17 protein-coding genes and 1 pseudogene are annotated in these 20951 nt (G+C 46.6%); 8 read left to right on the forward strand and 10 right to left on the reverse strand.

Translation table 11 applies throughout. From position 1 onward, the window contains the following. Nucleotides 1-2: 2 nt before the first annotated feature. A complete protein-coding gene (locus BLR73_RS14545) occupies nucleotides 3-263 on the forward strand; it encodes a DUF4298 domain-containing protein (RefSeq protein WP_233456497.1) in 261 nt (86 codons plus the stop codon). Between the two features lie 306 nt (nucleotides 264-569). Beyond that, nucleotides 570-815: pseudogene (locus BLR73_RS14550) on the forward strand (AAA family ATPase); the annotation flags it as partial. Between the two features lie 74 nt (nucleotides 816-889). Here BLR73_RS14550 and ppdK read toward each other — a convergent pair. Continuing rightward, complete coding sequence (gene ppdK, locus BLR73_RS04390; RefSeq protein WP_091859319.1) at nucleotides 890-3610, reverse strand: pyruvate, phosphate dikinase; 2721 nt, start codon at nucleotides 3608-3610, stop codon at nucleotides 890-892. A gap of 202 nt (nucleotides 3611-3812) precedes the next feature. On the opposite strand from ppdK, the gene rlmD reads away from it, so the two are divergent. Further along, nucleotides 3813-5264 carry a 23S rRNA (uracil(1939)-C(5))-methyltransferase RlmD gene (gene rlmD / locus BLR73_RS04395; RefSeq protein ID WP_091859322.1) on the forward strand — a complete coding sequence of 484 codons (1452 nt, stop codon included), beginning with the start codon at nucleotides 3813-3815 and terminating at the stop codon, nucleotides 5262-5264. 116 nt (nucleotides 5265-5380) lie between these two features. Next, complete coding sequence (locus BLR73_RS04400; RefSeq protein ID WP_013063537.1) at nucleotides 5381-6559, forward strand: porin; 1179 nt, start codon at nucleotides 5381-5383, stop codon at nucleotides 6557-6559. On the opposite strand, the gene BLR73_RS04405 is transcribed toward BLR73_RS04400, so the two are convergent. Further along, on the reverse strand, nucleotides 6520-7977 hold the full coding sequence (locus tag BLR73_RS04405) for an oligosaccharide flippase family protein (protein ID WP_091859324.1): 1458 nt from the start codon (nucleotides 7975-7977) through the stop codon (nucleotides 6520-6522). The two genes, BLR73_RS04400 and BLR73_RS04405, sit on opposite strands and share 40 nt — an antisense overlap. Nucleotides 7978-8049: 72 nt before the next feature. Between BLR73_RS04405 and BLR73_RS04410 the strand changes: the two genes are divergently transcribed. The 3 genes from BLR73_RS04410 to BLR73_RS04420 are packed head-to-tail and all read left to right on the forward strand — an operon-like array spanning nucleotide 8050 to nucleotide 10963. Further along, nucleotides 8050-8925, forward strand: coding sequence for a glycosyltransferase family 2 protein (locus BLR73_RS04410; protein ID WP_091859328.1), 876 nt, complete (start codon nucleotides 8050-8052; stop codon nucleotides 8923-8925). Next, nucleotides 8874-9875, forward strand: a complete 1002-nt coding sequence (locus BLR73_RS04415; protein ID WP_091859331.1) for a glycosyltransferase family 2 protein — start codon at nucleotides 8874-8876, stop codon at nucleotides 9873-9875. The genes BLR73_RS04410 and BLR73_RS04415 overlap by 52 nt, the downstream gene beginning before the upstream one ends. Next, nucleotides 9872-10963, forward strand: coding sequence for a glycosyltransferase family protein (locus BLR73_RS04420; protein ID WP_091859334.1), 1092 nt, complete (start codon nucleotides 9872-9874; stop codon nucleotides 10961-10963). Before BLR73_RS04415 ends, BLR73_RS04420 begins: the two co-directional genes overlap by 4 nt. 53 nt (nucleotides 10964-11016) lie before the next feature. Here the strand turns inward: BLR73_RS04420 and BLR73_RS04425 are convergent, their stop codons facing one another. After that, nucleotides 11017-11559, reverse strand: a complete 543-nt coding sequence (locus BLR73_RS04425; RefSeq protein WP_013063861.1) for a 30S ribosomal protein S16 — start codon at nucleotides 11557-11559, stop codon at nucleotides 11017-11019. Between the two features lie 132 nt (nucleotides 11560-11691). On the opposite strand from BLR73_RS04425, the gene BLR73_RS04430 reads away from it, so the two are divergent. Beyond that, nucleotides 11692-12603, forward strand: a complete 912-nt coding sequence (locus BLR73_RS04430; protein WP_176763610.1) for a glycosyltransferase family 2 protein — start codon at nucleotides 11692-11694, stop codon at nucleotides 12601-12603. Here the strand turns inward: BLR73_RS04430 and BLR73_RS04435 are convergent. The 7 genes from BLR73_RS04435 to BLR73_RS04465 form a co-directional block, all read right to left on the reverse strand. Continuing rightward, nucleotides 12580-13044 carry a hypothetical protein gene (locus BLR73_RS04435; RefSeq protein ID WP_091859341.1) on the reverse strand — a complete coding sequence of 155 codons (465 nt, stop codon included), beginning with the start codon at nucleotides 13042-13044 and terminating at the stop codon, nucleotides 12580-12582. The two genes, BLR73_RS04430 and BLR73_RS04435, sit on opposite strands and share 24 nt — an antisense overlap. A gap of 166 nt (nucleotides 13045-13210) precedes the next feature. Beyond that, nucleotides 13211-16354 carry a glycoside hydrolase family 2 TIM barrel-domain containing protein gene (locus BLR73_RS04440; protein WP_091859344.1) on the reverse strand — a complete coding sequence of 1048 codons (3144 nt, stop codon included), beginning with the start codon at nucleotides 16352-16354 and terminating at the stop codon, nucleotides 13211-13213. 95 nt (nucleotides 16355-16449) lie between these two features. Further along, nucleotides 16450-17208, reverse strand: a complete 759-nt coding sequence (locus BLR73_RS04445) for a transposase (RefSeq protein ID WP_255397353.1) — start codon at nucleotides 17206-17208, stop codon at nucleotides 16450-16452. Nucleotides 17209-17355: 147 nt separating this feature from the next. After that, nucleotides 17356-18123: a glycosyltransferase family 2 protein gene (locus tag BLR73_RS04450; RefSeq protein WP_091859348.1), complete on the reverse strand. Its 768-nt coding sequence runs from the start codon at nucleotides 18121-18123 to the stop codon at nucleotides 17356-17358. Nucleotides 18124-18139: 16 nt separating this feature from the next. Beyond that, entirely contained in the window at nucleotides 18140-19051 is a 912-nt protein-coding gene (locus tag BLR73_RS04455; RefSeq protein ID WP_091859351.1) for a glycosyltransferase family 2 protein, read from the reverse strand. Further along, a complete protein-coding gene (locus BLR73_RS04460; protein WP_091859355.1) occupies nucleotides 19014-19622 on the reverse strand; it encodes a VanZ family protein in 609 nt (202 codons plus the stop codon). Before BLR73_RS04460 ends, BLR73_RS04455 begins: the two co-directional genes overlap by 38 nt. Before the next feature lie 306 nt (nucleotides 19623-19928). Then, on the reverse strand, nucleotides 19929-20942 hold the full coding sequence (locus tag BLR73_RS04465) for a glycosyltransferase (protein ID WP_091859358.1): 1014 nt from the start codon (nucleotides 20940-20942) through the stop codon (nucleotides 19929-19931). Nucleotides 20943-20951 lie beyond the last annotated feature (9 nt).

The following is a 20951-nucleotide window of genomic DNA, read 5'->3' on the forward strand; positions in this document are numbered from 1 at the left end:
GGATGGAGCAACGTTTTAATTATGCCTTGGCTGCCATCAAGAATGGGACTGTAGATTCGCAGAAGGCTATCAAAGATGATATTGCCGAACTCAGCAAATACTATGGTAGTGAGTTGTGGAAATTGGACTTTGCTGCTGATGAAGCAGGAAAACTTCCCCCAGACCTCAAACGCGGAGTTCTATCAGAAGACGGCATTTGGAACCTGCTCGCAGACTATCGTGATATTCAAAAGAAAATCGTAAAGCCGTACAGTCAGCCGTAGTGCTCATCATTTTACTAATACTTATTGCTCTAATGATATGGGCTTTGGCAAGTTTTGGTAGTTACTTACATTCACTAATCGCCTAATAGTCAAGCATTTATAATTAAATTAAAATTTTACTCAGTGGTGTGAGTAATTTTACTCAGTGCAAATAAACTACACTTTTCAATGAGTTTTAGCACCCAAAAACTACACTTTTCAATAAAAATCCCCATACAAAATTACAAACAACCGAGCCAAACTTTCACAAACGACCGAACAAAATCACCACAAACAACCGAAAAATCAAAAAAAGTTTGGACAATTTCAGGGCTTGAGTGCGACACCGTGCTACATCGCCGTAATGGAACATATGGACTAATAGAGGTAAAACTTGGCGGCGAAAAGCTGATAAACGATGGTGCTGATGCATTGAATACGCTTGCAAACACCATTGATACAACGAAAATGAAAAAGCCTTCATTTAAGATGGTTCTTACAGCAGTTGGGCCTTATGCATACCAAAGGCCAGACGGCATATTTGTGGTTCCCATTGGTTGTTTAAAAGATTAATATAAACAAGACAAACAAAAAATCCCCGCCAAGGTAAAACTTGACGGGGTTCTTTTTTATAGTGATTGAAGGGATTACTCTTCAACAGCAGCCTGGGCGGCGGCGAGGCGGGCGATGGGCACGCGGAATGGAGAACAAGATGCGTAGTTCATGCCAATCTTAGCGCAGAACTTCACAGAGCTGGGCTCACCACCATGCTCACCACAGATACCGCAACGCAGGTCAGGACGAACCTCACGACCCTCATTAACAGCAAACTTGATGAGACGGCCAACACCCTTCTGGTCGAGTACCTGGAATGGGTCAACCTTCAGAATCTTCTTATCGAGGTAAACAGGCAGGAACGATGCGATATCGTCGCGGCTGTAACCGAAGGTCATCTGAGTCAGGTCGTTAGTACCGAATGAGAAGTACTGAGCCTCTGAAGCAATCAGATCGGCTGTGAGGGCAGCACGTGGAATCTCAATCATTGTACCAATCTCGAACTCAACCTCGATACCATACTCAGCGAATACCTCCTTAGCGGCATACTGGATAACCTCCTTCTGCTGCTTGAGCTCGTTGATAGTACCAATCAGAGGAACCATGATCTCAGGCATTGGGTTCTTACCCTCCTTCTTCAGCTCACAAGCTGCAGAGAGGATAGCCTTGGTCTGCATAGCGGTAATCTCAGGGAATGTGATACCCAGACGGCAACCACGGTGACCCAGCATTGGGTTGTTCTCAGCGAGTGAGTCGACACGGCGCTGGATTTCCTCCAAGCTTACGCCCATCTCCTTAGCCATGGTCTGCTGACCAGCCAGATCGTGGGGAACGAACTCGTGGAGAGGGGGATCGAGCAGACGGATGTTAACGGGCAGTCCGTCCATAGCCTCGAGGATACCCTTGAAGTCGGCCTTCTGATAAGGCAGCAGCTTAGCAAGAGCCTTCTCACGTCCGGCAACGCTGTCGGCCAGAATCATCTCACGCATAGCAACAATCTTCTGATCCTCGAAGAACATGTGCTCGGTACGTGTAAGACCGATACCCTTAGCACCGAAAGCGCGAGCTACCTGTGCATCGTGTGGAGTATCAGCATTGGTACGAACCTGCAGCTTGGTGTACTTGTCGCAGAGGTCCATCAGCTCCTTGAAGTCGCCCGAAAGCTCGGCAGCCTTGGTTGGAACCTCACCAGCATATACCTGACCAGTTGTACCGTTCAGAGAGATGAAGTCGCCCTCCTTATATGTTACACCGTCAATCTCAACAGTCTTATCCTTATAGCTTACATTCAGAGCACCTACACCTGATACGCAGCACTTACCCATACCACGAGCCACAACAGCAGCGTGAGATGTCATACCACCACGAGCGGTGAGGATACCCTCGGCAGCAGCCATACCAGCCAGATCCTCAGGAGAGGTCTCGATACGTACGAGTACTACCTTGTGGCCATTCTCGTGCCACTCCTTAGCATCGTCGGCATGGAAGACAATCTGACCGCAAGCAGCACCTGGAGAAGCGGGCAGACCCTGTGCAATAACCTTAGCAGCAGAGAGAGCCTTCTTATCGAATACAGGGTGCAACAGCTCGTCGAGCTTCTGAGGCTCGCAGCGCTGGATGGCAGTCTTCTCGTCGATCATACCCTCGTGCAGCAGGTCGATAGCAATCTTAACCATAGCAGCACCAGTACGCTTACCGTTACGTGTCTGGAGGAACCAGAGCTTGCCCTCCTGTACGGTGAACTCCATATCCTGCATATCGTGATAGTGGTGCTCCAGCTTGTCCTGGATACCATTCAGCTCGGCATAGATCTCAGGCATAGCCTCCTCCATTGAAGGATACTTGGCAACGCGCTCCTCCTCAGAGATACCAGCGCGCTCAGCCCAACGCTGAGAACCAATCTTGGTAATCTGCTGTGGTGTGCGGATACCGGCAACAACGTCCTCACCCTGAGCGTTAACCAGATACTCACCGTTGAACAGGTTTTCACCGTTAGCAGCATCGCGGCTGAAGCATACACCAGTAGCTGATGTATCGCCCATGTTACCGAATACCATGGCCATTACTGATACGGCTGTACCCCACTCGTCGGGGATTCCCTCCATCTTACGATACAGGATAGCGCGCTCGTTCATCCAAGAACGGAACACAGCGCAGATAGCACCCCAGAGCTGCTCGATAGGATCGTTGGGGAAGTCCTTACCAGTGCGCTCCTTGATGGCAGCCTTGAACAGCTTAACCAACTTCTTCAGGTCCTCAACAGAGAGGTCCTTATCCAGAACAACACCGCTCTCCTTCTTAACCTTCTCGATAATCTCCTCGAATGGATCGATATCAGTTTTATTTACGGGCTTCATCTCGAGTACAACATCGCCGTACATCTGTACGAAACGACGATAAGAGTCGTACACGAAGTGAGGATTATTTGTCTTCTTAGCCATACCCTCGGCCACCTCGTCGTTCAAACCAAGGTTCAGGATGGTGTCCATCATACCAGGCATTGAGGCGCGGGCACCAGAACGAACAGATACCAACAGAGGATTCTGGGCATCGCCGAACTTACAGTTCATCAAATTTTCAATGTGCTTCACGGCAGCCATCACGTCATCGTTCAGCAATTCCATAATCTTCTGCTGACCAACCTGATAGTACTCATTACAACAATCTGTGGTGATTGTAAAACCTGGAGGAACAGGCACACCAATGTGGTTCATTTCAGCAAGGTTAGCACCCTTACCGCCAAGCTCCTCACGCATCTTTGCGTTTCCTTCGGCCTTTCCATTTCCGAAGAGATAAACTCTTTTCTGACTCATACGTAATATTTATTATTTGTTGATGATAAATTATTTTTGATTAGATTCTGCAAAGATATTAAAATTCCATCAAATACACAAGAAAAAAAAGCAAAAATTGCAAACTCCACCTTACATTTTTGTTTTTTTGACCTTTAAGGCATTAATAAATTTGGTTTTTCGCTCGATTTGCACTACCTTTGCACCCGAAAAAGAGAATATTATGGCAAGAAACAAGAAACCATTACCGCTCCTTGAGGGCGTGGTGATTGAAGCTGTGGCTGCCGAGGGCAAATGTTTGTTCCACTGGAACGATCTGGTGGTGTTTGTGCCTTTCTGTGTGCCTGGCGACGTGTGCGATGTACAGATTCGCCGCAAAAAACACTCCTTTGCCGAGGGCGAGGTTGTTAGATTTATAGAATTAAGTAAGGTACGCGCGACCCCCTTCTGCGCCCACTTCGGTGTGTGCGGTGGTTGCAAATGGCAAAACCTGCCTTACGAAGAGCAGCTTAAGTTTAAGCAGCAGCAGGTGTACGACCAGCTGCACCGCATTGGCAAGATAGAATTACCCGAGTTTATGCCTATCCTTGGTAGCGTTCATACTCAGGAGTATCGCAACAAACTTGATTTCGGATGCGCCAACAAGCGCTATCTCACCAAGGAGCAGATACAGACACTGCCCAACGACCAGAGCCAGAGCTTGAAGGACGTACCAGCTATCGGATTCCATATCACAGGTGCTTTCGATAAGATTCTGCCTATCGAGAAGTGCTGGCTGATGGACAACCTGCAGAACGAGATTCGCAACGAGGCCCGTGAGTATGCAATGGCCAACGGCTTATCGTTCTTCGACCTGCGTGCCCAGGTAGGACTGCTGCGCGATATCATCATCCGCAACAGCGCCAGTGGCGAGTGGATGGTTATCTTCCAGTTCCACTACGATCGCACATCGGCCGAGGCACTGGCCCAGAGCGAGGAACAGGCCAAGGGACTGCTGCAGCACATCGCCGACAAATTCCCACAGATTACCTCGCTGATGTATCTCGACAATCAGAAGTGCAACGATACCATCGGCGACCAGGAGATATTGGTATTCAAGGGTATCGACCACATCTACGAGTTGATGGAGGACCTGAAGTTTAAGGTTGGTCCCAAGAGTTTCTACCAGACCAACACCGAGCAGGCCTACCACCTGTACTCGGTAGCCCGCAACTTTGCCGGACTTACTGGCAACGAACTGGTTTACGACCTTTACACAGGTACAGGAACCATTGCCAACTTTGTAGCCAAGAAGGCACGCAAGGTGATTGGTATCGAGTATGTACCCGAAGCTATCGAGGATGCCAAGATCAACTCTGAAGTAAACAAGATTGGCAACACCCTGTTCTATGCAGGCGATATGAAGGATATTCTGACAGAAGAATTCATTGCCGAGCACGGACGTCCGGATGTAATCATTACCGACCCACCACGTGCCGGTATGCACCCCGATGTGGTAAAAACCATTCTTGGAGCAGCACCAAAGCGCATTGTTTACGTAAGTTGCAACCCAGCCACTCAGGCTCGCGATTTGCATGATCTCGACGTAGATTATCGCGTGGCAGCTGTTCAACCCGTTGATATGTTCCCCCACACACCACACGTAGAGAACGTGGTGCTGCTGGAGCGCAGATAAAATAATTTGGGGCAAATACTTGGGAGTTTCAATAATTTTTCATATATTTGCCCCAAGTTTAACTAAAAACATTTTTGACGAGCAACTACATTACTAATTTTTAAACTCATATTACAATGAAAAAGGTATTTTGGATGATGGCGCTTATGGCGTCGATGACAATCACAGCTAACGCCGAAAATCTGGTTGAAGCAAGTGATAATCTGGAGCCCTTATCAGATGCTGACGTAGCACTTCTCAACTCTATGGAGGCTACACAGCAGAAGGCTACCATCGAGGTACCCGCCTGGGTAAACAACATCAAATTCAGCGGCTACGGCATGCTGCAGTATCAGGCCGAGGACAAGGATAATGCGCACAGCAATACATTTAATCTGCGTCTGGCCCGTTTCATCTTAGATGGTAAGATTGGTGATTTCGACTGGCGTGCCCAGATTCAGGGCACCAACGCTACCGGTCCTGGTCAGCCTACCGTGCAGTTGGTCGACCTCTATGCTGAGTGGCGTAAGTATCCCGAGTTCAAGATTCGTGCAGGTCAGTTCAAGCGTGCCTTCACTTACGAGAACCCCACCCACCCCATCACACAGGGATGGCGTAGCTATGCCGACGTAATCAACAAGCTCTCTGCTTTTGGTGACCGTACAGGTGAGAAGTCGTCAGGTGGTCGTGATATCGGTATCCAGTTCTCGGGTGATCTGTTCCCCAACGCCAATGGTCGCCGTGTGTTCCACTATCAGCTGGGTATCTACAACGGTGAGGGTGTGAACCAGAAGGATATGGACAACCGTAAGGATATCATCGGTGGTGCATGGATTATGCCTATCAAGGGCTTGCGCATCGGTGCCTTCGGATGGACAGGTAGCCGTGGTGGCATGCTGGATCCTAATACTGGCAAAACCATCAGTATTAAGAAGAACCGTTATGCCCTGTCAGCCGAGTACGACCTGAACGATTACACCTTCCGCGCTGAGTATATCCACAGCCAGGGTTGGGGTGCTAAGTCGCCTGGTAACAACGTACGTGAGATCGACTACAGCAAGGGCGACAAGGCCGATGGTTGGTACGTATTTGGTATCGTGCCTCTGGTTAAGAGCAAGCTCTACGCAAAGGCTCGTTATCAGACCTACCGTAATCAGAAGGAATGGGCTACATCAGTTAATCAGGTTGAGTGCGGTTTGAACTATCGCTTTACTAAGAATCTCGAGCTGCATGCTGAGTATTCACGCGTAAACGATCGCTCGCTTGCTAAGCACAACTACAACTTGTTCGACATGGAGCTCGACTTCAGATTCTGAAGCGCATAAAGAGCACTCGCCACGATAGCCACCAGCTCTACCAACCAGTAGACGATGCCATCCAAGAATATGGTGCAGGCATAGGCGAGAAATCCAAACAAAAGCAATACGATTGCATATCGATATACGGCTGCCGACATACGGTAGCCGTATTTTTTATAAGCATAACCGTTAATCATCAGGCACTCGAACACATGCGCCAATGTGATGGCAATACCAGTACCCAGCAAGCCCCAATACTGATAGCCCACTACCATCAGCAGCACAAACGCCACATAATACGCAGCCTCTAACATCAGATAGGTCATCGAATAGCCTCGTGCCAACGTGATGTAAGCCACAGGCATTGTGAGCACCTTGAAAAACATGGCCAATGCAGCCACCTGCGCCATAGGCACTACGGGCACAAACTCGCTGGTAAAAAGATAAGGAATAAGTATTGGCAACAAGGCGATGAGGGCTGTAAGCATGGGGGCCACTATCAGCAGCGACACCTCCATCTGTCGATTCACCATCAGGTTGGTTGCTGCCACATCATGGTTAACAGCCGAGAGGCGCGGATAATAATCGGTTTCCATAGCCGAGAACACCATACCGGCATAGGTAATGGTAAGCATATAGCCTGCATTATAAAGGCCCAGCACTTCAAGATCGCCCATCACATTCAGGTACGAGCGCACAAACATCTCGGCCCCGCTCCCCACAATGCCTGCCAACGTAAATGCCACACCCAGACGAACCATTTCCATACCCTCGCCCAGAATGCCTCGCGTGCCTCGCAACTGCAACGGAAATATGCGCCACGAGAACCATAATGTGGCACTCATGGTAGCAAACGCCATCAGCACAATAACAGGCACGATACCTGCCTGACCGAACATATAATAAATAGGTATGGCGATAACCAACGACGCCAAGGCAGCTACAATTTGTACCAAAGCCAAGGCCCCCAGCTTTCGCACGCCTTTCAGGATAGCCGTTTCGCCTCCCGTAATAGCCAGCATACCAATGGCAGGCGCCAACAACACAAAATGCAGGGTGTGATTGCCCCACGAGAAGGTGGCATTACTGAAAAACGGACCTAAAACCACGCATACCAGCATACCCAGCAAAGCAGTAAGTAAGCACCAGCCACGCACCACTTTTACATAGTGGGCAGTATGCTCGGTATCGCCGGCATCGTAGCATTCCGATATATGGCGAACCGCACTCATGGCAATACCTAAGTTGGTGGCCTGTGATATCAGCTGCACCGTGGTATTAAAGAGCGACACCAAACCCATACCACCAGGACCCAGCAGCATGGCCACGAATTTATTGCGCACAAGACCTATCAACACATTCAGGCCTTGCACCCCGCCAAATACACCCGTGTACTTCAGCACGTGGCTATAACTCTCGTTGCGCTCTTCGTTCATAATTCCTTAAAAACAAACGCAAAAGTAAGCAAATTATTACGATTATCCAAATAAATTTGTAACTTTGTGCCCATGAAACTGAGTATCATCATCCCTGTTTATCGCACAGAAGCCACGCTCCACAGATGTGTTGAGAGCGTGCTCAACCAGAATCTCGACGATTTTGAGGTGATACTCGTTGACGACGGATCGCCCGACAACAGCCCGCAGATATGCGACGACTGGGCAGCGAAAGATGCACATATCCGGGTTATCCACAAGCCGAACGGAGGCTTGAGCAATGCACGTAATGCAGGGTTGGATAAGGCCCAGGGTGATTATATCACCTTTGTAGATTCTGATGATTACATCGCAGCCAACACCTATGCCCCTTTACTTCAGTGTATGGAGGATGCCGACCTGTTGGAATACTCTATTGCCAACCGCCTGTCGCTCCCCGACTGCATTTATACAGATGCTCAGAAATACTGGCTCCAAAGTCAAGCCTATCGTCACACCTACGCTTGTAACAAAATCTATAAGAAATCGCTTTTCTGCAATATAAGATATCCTGAAGATAAGGTATTCGAGGATGTTTACACGCTCCCCCATCTGCTCGAGGCTGCAAAGACAATCAGAACCTGCAGCCAAGGATACTATCACTATTGTTATAATCCGCAGAGCATTACAGCAAATGCCAATGGCAAACAATTGGAGATGCTATTGGATGCACACTTGAATAGCGGAATGCCAATAGACGACAGCTACTACCTATACCTGCTGAATATCCAGATCGACGTATGGGAACGACTTGGAGGCGACATCAAACTACCTTTCAGGAACGTCCATCACCAAGCATTCAGAGGTACCCAAAAGCTAAAAGCGATAACTAACAATATTTTGGGAATAAAAATAATATGCATCATCAGCAAATTCCTACACCAGTTCAGGCAGCCCAGCCGTTGGTAACCTTCATTGTTACCTATTACAATCTGCCAGTTCAGATGTTGTGCGAGTGTGTCGACAGCATCTTGGCATTATCGTTGTCTGAAAGCGAACGTGAGATCATCATCATCGACGACGGCTCAGAAGTCAGTCCTATGAATGCACTGATGAAGTATGGCGACGATATCGTCTATATCCGCCAGCATCATCAAGGTGTAAGTGTGGCCCGTAACACAGCCCTGCATATGGCTAAAGGAGCGTTTATCCAGATTGTTGATGGCGACGATGTTCTGATAAAAGAACCCTATGAGCAATGTTTAGATATTGCCAGGAGCCATCCCGACGCAGAAATCATCGTGTTCGACTTCAGCACCACGCCCACTATGGCCACTGTTTCCAAAGATGATGTCAAGCAGCTTTCGGGAGTCGCCTATCTTAGCAACCACAACATTCAAGGTTCCATCTGGTGTAAGCTTTTCCGGCAATCGGTACGAAGTCAGTTAGAGTTTACGCCTGGCATCTGTTATGGCGAAGACGAGGAATTCACTCCCCAGTTGATATTAAGGGCCGAGGTGGTTTATCTCACACCTTACAAGGCTTACTACTACCGCCAGCATAAGGATTCTGCCATCCAGCAACACGACGAGAGCAGCAAGGAAAAGCGTCTGAACGATAATCTTCAAGTAATACGTCATCTGCAGTTGCTGGCCGACCGCATGCCTTACAACGATCGTCTTGCCATGAATCGCCGTGTGGCCCAACTCACGATGGATTATATCTATAACGTCATCATGTTATACCATTCACCAAAGGTACTCAACACTACTGTCAATACCCTGCACCAATACGGGCTCTTCCCCTTACCCGATCACGACTACACCACCAAATACACTTGGTTCCGCAGGATCACCAGCACCAGTATTGGGCGCACTTTGCTATTGCACACCCTGCCTTTAATCAATAAAGAACGATGAAGATACTACTGGTTGGCGAATATAGCAATGTTCACGCCACGCTGGCCGAAGCACTGCGGCAGTTGGGGCATCAGGTCACCGTTATATCCAATGGCGACTTCTTCAAGGATTACCCACGCGATATAGATGTGGCACGCAAACCTGGCAAACTCGGAGGCATTCAGTTGATGCTAAAACTCTACGCCCTGCTCCCCCAATTGCAAGGCTACGATGTGGTGCAGCTCATCAACCCGATGTTCTTCGAACTGAAGGCCGAACGCCTCTTCTGGTTCTACCGCTATCTGCGCAAGCACAACAAGCGTCTGTTCCTTGGTGCCTTTGGTATGGATTATTATTGGGTTCACACATGTACATACGAAAAGCCGCTACGCTATAGTGACTTCAATATCGGCGACAAGGTGCGTACCGATGCCGAGGCCACTTACTATCAGCACGATTGGCTTGGCACAACCAAAGAGCGGCTCAACAAGATGATAGCCCAAGATTGCGACGGCATCATTGCCGGTCTCTACGAATATTGGGCCTGCTACCAGCCCCAGTTTGCCCATAAAACATGCTTTATCCCCTTCCCTATCCGCATGCCTGCGGAGAGTTGCACGGTCAGATGTAATACATCAAAAACCATCATCTTTATCGGCATTAATCGCCAGCGCTCCGCCTATAAGGGCACCGACATCATGCTCCAGGCAGCTATCGATGTCGCAACGAAACATCCCGATAAGATGCAATTGGTAAAGGTAGAATCGGTTCCATTTGCACAATACAAGAAACTGATGGAAAGCAGCGATGCCATACTCGACCAGCTCTATGCTTACACCCCATCCATGAACCCCTTATTGGCCATGTCGAAGGGCATTATCTGCATTGGTGGTGGTGAGCCCGAGAACTACGGGATTATCCACGAAAACGAACTACGTCCTATCATCAACGTAGCCCCTACTTACGATAGTGTTTTTCACGAGCTTGAACAATTGGTACTTAACCCCGATCGCATTCCCGAACTGAAACGCCAAAGCGTGGAATACGTGCGTAAGCACCACGATTACCTGAAAGTAGCCCGCCAATACCTTGATTTCTGGACAAAATAAAAAAGCTCCACATTTCTGTGGAGCTCATTTTTTGTCTTCTGCTATTATCAAGCTTATGCCTCAGCAGGAGCCTCCTCAGTAGCGGGAGCCTCAGCAGCGGCAGCAGCAGCCTCGGCCTCAGCCTTAGCAGCAGCCTCAGCAGCCTTCTTGTCAGCTACCTTCTTAGCAATTGCCTCGTTAACGGCCTTCTCAGCCTTCAGGGCATTAGCAGCAGCGTCCTTCTTAGCCTTAGCCTCAGCCTCAGCAATCTTGTTCAGACCGTTCTGCTTGTCAGCCTTCCAGGCGTCGAACTTCTTCTGTGCAGCAGCCTCATCGAAAGCGCCCTTCTTTACGCCACCCTTCAGGTGCTTCATCAGGTAAACGCCCTCACGGCTCAGGATGTTACGTACAGTGTCAGTGGGCTGAGCACCTGTCTCTACCCAGTACAGTGCACGCTCGAAATTCAGGTCAACTGTGGCAGGATTGGTGTTAGGGTTGTAAGTACCAATCTTTTCAGTGAAACGACCATCACGTGGTGCACGAGCGTCGGCGATTACGATGCTGTAGAAAGCATAACCTTTGCGACCACCGCGCTGCAATCTGATTTTTGTTGCCATTTTTTAAATCTTTAATTTTTTGTTAATAATTTGAATTTCATGCTCTTAACTCGTAAAAGCGGGTGCAAAATTACAACTTTTCCGTCAATCCACAAAATATTTTCATCTTTTTTTGTATTTTTGCACTCTGAAATGTCACAACGTAACGAAAAACAGTTATCCATTCTGATTCCAGTGTACAATCAGGTATGCGTGGAACTGGTAAACCGATTGCATGAGCAAGCGGTAAATCTTGGCATTGATTTTGAGATACTTGTGGCCGATGACGGGTCGACAGATCCAAGTTGTATCGAGGCTAACAGTGCGATAGATAATCTGAGTAATTGCAGATTCCTAAGGCAGCCCGAAAACATGGGGCGTGCTACCATCCGTAATTATCTGGCTCGCGAGTCATCCCTCGCGTACCTATTATATATAGATAGCGATATGAGTATCATCAGCCCCGATTTTCTTTCGCGCTATTTATCATGCTTACCAGCTACAGTGGTTGATGGTGGTGTGGTAATCAAAGCCACAAACGATAACCAGAAACAATTGCTACGCTATCGTTATGAGAAATCCGAGGAACTGAACCACATAGCAACAGAACGCCAGAAGCGCCCCTACCAGCATCTGCACACTGCCAATCTGCTGATAGAACGCCAACTGATGTTGCAACACCCTTTCTGCGAACGCATCAGGCATTATGGCTACGAAGATGTGTTGTTAGGCAAAACGCTGCAGCGCCATCATGTGCCCATTGTTCATATCAATAATCCAGTTGGGTTCTGCACCTTCGAATCGAATGCCGATTTTGTGGCAAAAACCGAAGAAGGTCTGCGCACACTCTGCGAATTCCGCAACGAACTGAGAGGCTATTCGCGTTTGCTCAAGTTTGTGCAGGGTATCCATATCCCCGCCATTCTGTGGCTCATCCGCCTGTGGCACCGATTGTTTGGAGCAACAGAAAAGCGGAACCTTTGTGGATCCCGCCCTCTACTCTCTCTTTATCAATTATACCGCTTGGGGTATTTCCTTACTCTACTCAAGCACCGAGAAGGTTAGTTTCTCGTAACCTTCAAAGTCGTCGAACTGAATCTGGAAGTTGGCATACTGGTAGTAGTTACCGCCAGTATTATGCGTATCCTTCAGTGAGTTACTCTTAGCCAGTGTGTTCAGAATCTGATTGTAAACCACCTTGTCGTTGTTATCATCAGCAATCTGAATGGCCATAGATGTAACAATTCCACCTACTACCTTATAGGTGTAATCACCTGCAGCATAGAGCTGGAACTCATCAGTTTCCAGGATTGTCTCCAGTTCACCAACCTTCTCTACGAGTTCGTCGTATGTCAAGTTTACATGTGTAATGGGCACGCGATTCTCGTCGAGCTTAATATAAGTGGTGTCACACTCACTGGTGACCTGAGCATCCTCTGCATAGCTTACGATCGGACCCATCATCAGGGCGATCAGTAAAATTGTAACTTTTTCTCTCATCTTCATATCAATCCATCTTTGTTTCACGTTGCAAAGGTAATAATTTATAAGGTACCCTCCAAGCGTTTTTGGCTAAAAATTCATAAAATAACCGCCTGCGGGCTACTTTTTGACCGAAATCAAGCCGCAGGCGGTTACACTTTGCTATTTAAACGCTTAAAATGCGCTCATTTTATTTTTTCACTGGTCGGATAGCGAATGTAAAGTCATAATTCTGATACTCCATCATATACTCTTTTCTGGGCCAAGCACCCCATGAGTTTACGCATCCCAGTCCCATCTGGCGCTGCTGAATGTGCACCTGAGTCTGTGGGCGCTCAACCAGGTCGCCAGAGTGGCGTCCAATCTTCTTGTCCTTCACAGCACCGTCGTCCAGATCCTCTGTCAGGAACTTCAGCGCGCTGGCCTCCATAGGCGCATTGCTGTAGAACTCCAGTCCGTTGCCCTCAGCATTCACTACGCGGAACCAACGTACATCGGTGTGGTTACCAGACTCCTGTGGACGGATGTATGGGAAGTACTCGTTCGAAACCTTATTTTCGTACACGCCGATAAACTCGCTCGAATTACGATCGATATAGTTCTCAACAGGACCACGACCATAGTAGCAGATAGCATCAAACTCCTGAGGCATCTGCAGCTGCATGCCATAACGGAACATCGGAGCCACCTTGGCCTCCTTATCAGCAGCCAACTGCTGGCGAACAATCACCTCACCCTCGGCAGTCAGTGTGTAGGTCATGGTCAGAGTAGCCTTCACATCAGGCATATCAAATACCGATGTCACGGTGTTGCCATCAACCTTGCAGTCCTTCAGTTTCATCTGTGGGTTCTTCCAAACACCAAAGCGGTTCTGCAGTCCAGCACCGTAGTCGTTATCTGTTGGTGCACGCCAGAACTCAGGAACGATGCTCTCGCGATCCACCAGCATGGCCTTACCATCCACATCCAGATAGTCAATCCAACCACTCCACTTACCAATGGTCAGTGTCGTACCGGCAGCCTCCATCTTTACATAGCTCTCAGTTTCTTCAGTGTTTATTGTTTCATTTTTAATGTTTAATGTTTCATGTTTAATGTTTAATGTAGGATACTGATAGTTGCTCAGTGCAAACTGCTGGCGTGCCATCACCTGTCCCTTCTCTACCAGTGGCTCAGCCTCCTTGGTTTTGAACTGGAAGATCACAAAAATCTCCTGATCGCCATGGTGACCCAGCACACGCTCGATGGTCTTTTTCAGTGTCTCATCAGTAATCACCTTGCACTGCTGTGGAGCAATACCGCTCACATCAATCTTACCACCGTGTCCGAAGGTCATACCCTCAGGACGGTTGCCATCGTGATGATGTGCACCTGCACCACCAACAAACCACTCCAGCTCCAGGTCATCAAGTGTCTTAAAGAAGTTCTCGTTGTAAACCTCAAAGCGTCCTTCTTTCAATCCCTTATCAGCAATCCATGCGTTCTGATAGTAGTAACGCACCTCATAGGCATGAGGGTTCAGTCGGCGATCGGGTGCAATGATACCATTACAGTTAAAGTTGTAGTCGCTGGCAGGATAGCGGCCATAGTCGCCACCGTAAGTAAATATCTCCTTACCAGTAACCTTACTCTTATCGCGCATACCCTGGTCCACGAAGTCCCAGATATAACCACCCTGGTAGTGAGGCTCCTTGCGAATCAGGTCCCAGTACTCTTTGAATCCACCCATCGAGTTACCCATGGCATGAGCATACTCACACTGAATCAGTGGCTTCTCAACCTTACCGCCAGTCACTTCGCCCTTCGAGTATTTCTCGCTCCAGTTATAGTCGGCATACATGGGGCAGTAGATATCTGTAGCACCCTCGATGCCTGCACGCTCATACTGGCATGGACGTGTCTTATCGTATGCCTTCACCCAAGCGTAAGCCTTCTCAAAGTTGGCACCGTAGCCAGCCTCGTTACCCAAGCTCCACACAATAATACTGGGGTGGTTCTTATAGGTAATCATGTTACCCTCCTGACGCTCAATGTGGGCCTTCTCAAAATCAGGACGGATAGCCAGTGTCTTCTCATTGTAACCCATACCATGGCTCTCCAGGTTGCTCTCGGCAGTCAGGTAGATACCATACTCATCGCACAGGTCATACCAACGTGGATCGTCGGGATAGTGACAGGTACGCACAGCATTGATGTTCAGCAGCTTCATTATCTTAATATCCTGAATCATGCGCTCCACGCTCACGATGTAGCCACCATCAGGATCCAGTTCGTGGCGGTCGGCACCCTTAATCAGGATAGCCTTGCCGTTAACCAGCAGCTGTCCGCCCTTAATCTCAATATGGCGGAAACCAATCTTCTTCTTGATAACCTCAAGTGTCTTATTGCCCTGCTTCAGATATATAAATAAGGTGTACAGGTTAGGCGTCTCAGCAGTCCAAGCCTTGGCATTAGGTACATTAAACATTAAAGATGAAACATTAAATTTCAGTCCTTCAGCCACTGCATTTCCCGCAGCATCGTATAGGCTTGCTTCAAGGATAGCCTTACCAGCCAGTTTCACATCCACGTTCAGCACACCGTTGCCCTGCACGTAGTCCTGACCAATGGTAATATCCTTGATGTGTACCTTTGGTGTAGCATACAGATACACCTCGCGGGCAATACCTGTAAAGCGCCAGAAGTCCTGGTCCTCCAGATAGCTACCGTCGCACCAGCGCATAATCTGCATCGCAATCAGGTTCTTACCCGGCTTCAGATACTTGGTGATATTAAACTCAGCAGCCACCTTCGAATCCTCCGAGTAGCCCACGTACTTACCGTTCACCCAAACAGCCAGGTTACTGGTAGCTGAGCCTACATGGAAGAAAACCTCCTGCCCTTTCCAGTTTGCAGGCAGGTCGAAAGTGCGACGATACGAACCCGTGTAGTTGTTCGTCTCGCCAATGTATGGAGGATCGTTCTTAAAGGTTGTGCACCAAGCATATCCCATGTTCTTATAGGTCTTGTCGCCATAGCCCTCAATCTCAAACAAACCGGGAACAGGAAAATCCACCCATTTAGAGTCGTCGTACTTCAGGGCATAGAATCCCTTAGGCGCATCCTGATGGTTCTTTACAAAGTTGAACTTCCACTTACCCTCCATCGACAGGTAGCGGTCGCTCTGCTTTTTGTCGCCCTTAGCTTTGTCCTCATTCTCGAAGGCAAAGAAGTGTGCCCTACGCGCTTCGCGGTTCTGCTGGTTCACACTGGCGTCCCTCCACACGGGTGTTTTCTGTGCACTCGCCATTGTGAATGCACCACACACACATAATAATACAAGTTTCCTAATCATATTGGTTGTTCATTAATGAATTTTTTGATAATCCGTGCAAAGATAGCAAGAATTCATCAAAACACCAAGCAAACTCCCTATTTTTTAACATCCTCTTACAGGTTCTGTATCACGCCCCTGCCTATCCCCGTTAGTTTTTCAAGTTGTCGTATCGATGCCCCTTTCTTTCTCAAATCCGCCAGCGTCTTCAGTTGTTCCGCCCTTGTAAGCCCTAAAAACTCTATCATACTGGCAGTTTTAGTCATATCGTAAAGCATCACCAATACCTGTTCGTCCTTAGGTCGTCGCATCTCGTCCGTCAGCGGACCTATGCATGCCGCCTGTCTGGGTACTGGTGCCGATAGCATCCGCACCATATCCTCTTGGGATAGTTGCTGATAGTTAGCAGGAATCTCACAAATACGCGGCAGTTCACTCTCCTCCCCTACGTACTCATGCCAACTGCTATACGGATAGTGCTCGGCATCCCACACCTTCATGCGCTCCGGTGCCTGACTGATATGCCTCAGCACCGTGTTCCATCGCTCCTCATTCTCCACAGGTTCGCTTACAAACCTCGCCCTGTAGATGGCGCCGTCGCGGTCGTATTTATCATTAAAGTAGTGTGCATAGGCCGCCGCTATGCGTCCCATCGTCACACTCACCGTGTCCGCCTCCTCTTTCAGCATCAGGTGGAAGTGGTCTGGCAGCAAACAATACGCATACACCGTAAAGTAACGCTCCTCACCATCCTTCGACTTTTGCAACCTCTCCAGTATCTCCACAAACGTCCGGTAGTCCTCATCATCTATGTAGATGTCACGGTGCCTCACACCCTGCATCAGCACATGATACACCCCCGAACGTGCCCTCACTCTCGGTTTCCTAGCCATAAAAAATACTATTTTCAACTCTCGAGTGTAACGAGTGTAATGAGAAAATCAAACTTTCACTAAGGAAATACATTTGGTTCGAGGTGAATATATTTATATAGAGAAAGTTGCAAAAACTCGCTACACTCGTTACACTATACTTCCTCTCATCAACTCATATATCTTATAAAAATACCTCAGACTCAAAAGAAAAGCATTCGAATAGATACCATTCTTTTTAAACCCATGAAGATGTTCCTTCATAATGGTAATACGGCTATTAAGACCTGCTGTAGAAGCGCCACCAGTTCGCATAGTCACAAAATCTTTTTTGATATACTTTGTTTTTATACGTCCCTTAAATATCAAGCGCAAAAGATTCTCAAAATCAGCAGCTATCTTATAAGATGTGTCAAAATAGCCATATTTCTCATAACAAGCTTTCTTGCAATAAAAGCTTGGATGCGCGGGCATAAAGCCCAACCGCATATACTTTCTTTTAAAATGGGCTGACGAATAGTAACGCACCTGTTTATCAAGAGCTCCATCCTTTACAAAGTGAACATCCCCATATACAGCATCAACGTCGTTCTTTAAGAAATTGTCAGCTATTGTCTGGAGAACATCATTAGATGTATAGAAGTCATCAGAATTCAGTAAACCTACAACATCACCTGTGGCCGCCTCAATGCCAATATTCATTGCATCATAGATCCCCTTATCAGGAGCAGAAATAATCTTCATCCTCCCCTCAAAGCGAGATTCATACTCCTTGCAAATATTTAGTGTATCGTCTTTCGAACCACCATCTTTAATAATGTACTCATAGTCCGTATATGTCTGTTGCAGCACGCTCTCTATCGTGTCCCGTACTGTCGCCGCACTGTTATAGGTTACGGTTATAACTGATATCTTCATTCTCTAGGAATCTAAACTATATGCTTATGTTATAATTATCTTTAATATATATTTTTATCTTTTCTTTATCACTCCCACATGCTTTTTTTATCTCATAAACTTTAGCATCAACCAAGGTTCTATACCACCAACCTTGAATAAATGTCCAAAGGAATCCCTCCTTTCCTTCAAGACACGCGCCCTTTAAGAGATAGCGATAACAGAAATAAGCAAATGAGCGCCAGAATAAAGGTTGCTTGGCATAACGATGCTTCCTCAATCGTTTTTTCTCGGCCTGCTTACTGATTTGTTTACCTTCGTCTGTTGCCGCTGCTCCAGTTAAATTCAGCTCTATGTCTAACAAATCTACTGCCTCGCGAATGGCATAGTCCACATGTTTATGACAAAACCAAGAAATATTATTGAGATTATGATCGCAAAAGTCATTCTCAAACTCAATTGCACGACCTTCTAACAATTGAATGTGCTCGTCCATCAATCTCTGTTCACAGATAGCCTTCCCTGCACGGAAAATTCGAAGCAACTTCACTGGATAGGTACCTCGCTTCATCCATTTTCCTAAAAAGATATGGCGTCTGTTCATTACTATACCAGCAATGTCCTCATCCGTTATTTTGGGGAGTTTGTCACATAACTCTTGCTTTAGTTCTGGCAGTAAATATTCATCTGCATCAAGACGAAGCACCCACTTTGTTTTGATGTTTGCATTCTGTAATGCCCAATTAAACTGACCAGCATATTTAGTAGGAGGCCATGCGTGTTCAAGTACCGTTACATTTTCAAAATCCTTTGCAATAGTCACAGTTTTATCTGTCGAATGACAGTCAATGATAAAAACTTCTTTTACCACAGGGCATATCATATCCAAGCAACGTCTGATATGCAACTCCTCATTGTAGGTGAGGATGATGGTTGTTAAATCTAACATATTTGGTTTGATTATTTATTTTTAAAGGTTTTGTTTTGTTCTCCCGTTGCAGACACACAGACAAGATACCCGTACAAACGAAATAACCAATTGTACATCCAAGAGTGTTGTATATCAGGTCATCCACTTCGAAGGTACCGGTCTTACTGATCAGTTGGAGAGTCTCTATTGAGAGGGAGGTCAAGAAACCAAAGAGGATTACTTTCCTAATACAGACATCGTTCTTGAGCCAAGTCGAGAGAAAACCCAATATAAAACCCACCGGCATCAATAGCCCAATATTCAAAAGAACCTGGCGAAGAATATACTGTCCATGACTATCATAGTCAACATGTAGTATATCGACTATTGTTTTTAATGGCATGAGTTCCATTTTATATTCATCAGATAATTCTCGAGAAATAACGGTGAAATAGAATACAACCGAAAGATATACTAACTGTATTATCCACAAAGCGACAGTCACCATCTTTTTCTCCATGCCTTTCTTTGTATTCCTCAAAGCCTTTTGTAAACCGTGCTCGTCATTTTCGAAAGCGAGATAGCGACCAATAGAGTCATAACAATCCATACGGCGGTCATCATAATCCGATTTAGAAATAGCAGATTGCAAACCTCCAATAATGGTTGGTGAACCAGATAGATTTCATAACTGATAGCAGAGAACCACACAACACATGACAGTGTCTTTCCTTCTGGATATCTTTGCAACCATACAGACAATGCAAGAAAAGTCAAGAAACCGGCTACAATAAATGACCACACCTCCATTGCTTTATGGCTATCATGCCACCCCAAATGATAGATATATTGCGATATACCCACCATTGCAATGACGCGAATATAGTCTAAGCTATAATAATGCTTCATATTGCCACTAAGCCTTTATTAAATCTAACAGTTCAGTCAAACAGTCGTGTATGGTAAGTTCACTCTTTTTCGAATGCCCTAACTCATATTGTTTTACAGCTTCCGCAATACTATGTGGATTATGCGGATCAAAAACCTCTGAAGGGTTACAGATTGCATATACAAAAGGGAGATCGGAGGCAATGATATCACAACCTGCATTTAATCCCTCTACAATACCGAGACCTAAGCTCTCGTTAAATGAAGGATATACTACGCATTTTGCCTGCTGATATATCCTAGCCATTTCGGCAAAGGGAACAAAACCATGATTTACGATGTTAATACCATCTGATATTGCAGTATTTAGACGTTCTAAAAAGAGAGTTTGTTCGCTGCAAGTTAAATGAAGAGGAATATTGATTCCCTCAGCATGAAGCAATTTCCATGCCTCAAGTAGCTCGTCATGTCCCTTAGCCATAGTATATTCACCAACAAACAGATAGTCTTTTTTAGGAATATTTGGATTAGGGCAGAACTCTTTAGGTATATTATAGATGGGATATCTGAAAAACTCTTTGCCCTTCCAGGGAAGAGTTTCCTTTATCAGATTCTCTGTGTTAGAAGTCTGAACTATCCATGTGTCGGTATTTTTTGCAAAAAAACGTATTATCTGCTTCTTTGTCCAATTCTTAAGTCTACGCGAACGTGTCATCGTATTCTGGTTTATCAACACGCTCAGATTATGGAAATAGGTATGTACCTTGCATGGCAATTTTATAGTAGGAGGCACATTCCCCATACAAAGGACCGTCTGAAAATCATTTCTATGCTCCTTATAGAAATTGTGACGAGCTTTGAGAGAAGGTGACAATACGACAATATTCTTCACCCCATTTTCAGATTTCAATTTTGGACATCTTGAATCTTTTATGAGGACAAAGTTAAGACGTGCTTCCACACAACCATCTATGAGGCGGTTGAGCACCGTCAATGCGCCACCCATATTAATGTATAATGCGTCTATGAGTACTGGTCTCATTATCTATTT

Origin of the sequence: Prevotella sp. khp1 (assembly GCF_900102205.1) — a bacterium.
Lineage (GTDB): Bacteria > Bacteroidota > Bacteroidia > Bacteroidales > Bacteroidaceae > Prevotella > Prevotella ruminicola.